This window comes from Streptomyces sp. SID486, assembly GCF_009865385.1.
In the GTDB taxonomy this organism is placed as follows: Bacteria; Actinomycetota; Actinomycetes; order Streptomycetales; family Streptomycetaceae; genus Streptomyces.
Genome location: NZ_WWJT01000619.1, coordinates 1 through 1,372, shown reverse-complemented (window position 1 = coordinate 1,372; position 1,372 = coordinate 1). Strand labels below are relative to the sequence as shown.

Annotated in this window: 1 protein-coding gene; it reads left to right on the top strand. The window is 76.5% G+C overall.

The annotated features are described in order from the left end of the window. Nucleotides 1-143: 143 nt before the first annotated feature. On the top strand, nt 144-1,372 hold a 1,229-nt coding region (locus tag GT045_RS28830; RefSeq protein WP_345942787.1), incomplete at its 3' end, for an ATP-binding protein.

Sequence of the window (1,372 nt, the reverse complement as noted above, 5' to 3'; positions counted from 1 at the left end):
CGGGGACCGTGGACGAAGCGTGTACCGCTGACCGACCGAGGACCACTGACCGTCCGAGAACCGCGGACGGAGCCGGCCGCACACGCGCCGGAGCGCCCGCGGGCCACCTTTTCGGAACCGGAAGGCGACATGGAGGGCCACCAGTGACAAACCCCTTTCCGTTCACGGCCGTTGTCGGCCAGGACGACCTGCGGCTCGCGCTGCTGCTGAACGCCGTGTCGCCGGCCGTCGGCGGGGTGCTGGTGCGCGGCGAGAAGGGCACCGCGAAGTCCACGGCGGTACGGGCGCTGTCGGCGCTGCTGCCGCCGGTGGCCGTCGTGCCCGGGTGCCGGTTCTCGTGTGATCCGGCGTCCCCCGACCCCGCGTGCCCGGACGGGCCGCACGAGACCGGCAGCGGCGGCGAACGCCCCGCACGGATGGTCGAGCTGCCCGTCGGCGCCTCCGAGGACCGGCTCGTCGGCGCTCTGGACATCGAGCGGGCGCTCGCCGAGGGCGTGAAGGCGTTCGAGCCGGGCCTGCTGGCCGACGCGCACCGCGGCATCCTGTACGTCGACGAGGTCAACCTCCTCCACGACCACCTGGTGGACCTGCTGCTGGACGCTGCGGCGATGGGGGCCTCGTACGTGGAACGCGAGGGTGTGTCCGTGCGGCACGCCGCCCGCTTCCTGCTCGTGGGCACCATGAACCCGGAAGAGGGCGAGCTGCGCCCCCAGTTGCTGGACCGGTTCGGTCTGACCGTGGAGGTGGCCGCGTCCCGCGAGCCCGACCAGCGCGTGGAGGTCGTCAAGCGGCGGCTGGCCTACGACGCCGACCCGGACGGCTTCGCGGCGCGCTGGGCCGCCGAGGAGGCGGCCCTGCGAGAGCGCGTCGCCGCGGCGCGGGAACTGCTGCCGCGGGTGCGGCTCGGTGACGGCGCGCTGCGGCGGATAGCGGCGACCTGCGCGGCCTTCGAGGTGGACGGCATGCGCGCCGACATCGTGATGGCGCGGACCGCCACCGCGCTGGCCGCGTGGGCCGGGCGGACCGATGTGCTCGCCGAGGACGTGCGGCAGGCGGCTCTGCTGGCGCTGCCCCACCGGCGCCGCCGGAACCCGTTCGACGCGCCGGGGCTGGACGAGGACAAGCTGGACGAGACGCTCAGGGAGCACTCCGGCGAGGACGACGACGATCCCGGACCCGACGGCCCCGACGGCGGCGGTCCCGACGGCGGCGGTCCCGGCGGCGGCCCCGACGACGGCGGCCCCGACGACGCTGTTCCCGAGGTCGGCGGCCCCGGCGACGCCGGTCCCGACGGCGGCGGACCCGACGGCGGCGGACCCGACGGCGGTGGCCCCGACGGCGGCGGCCGGCCGGCGCCGGACAGCGGGCCGCG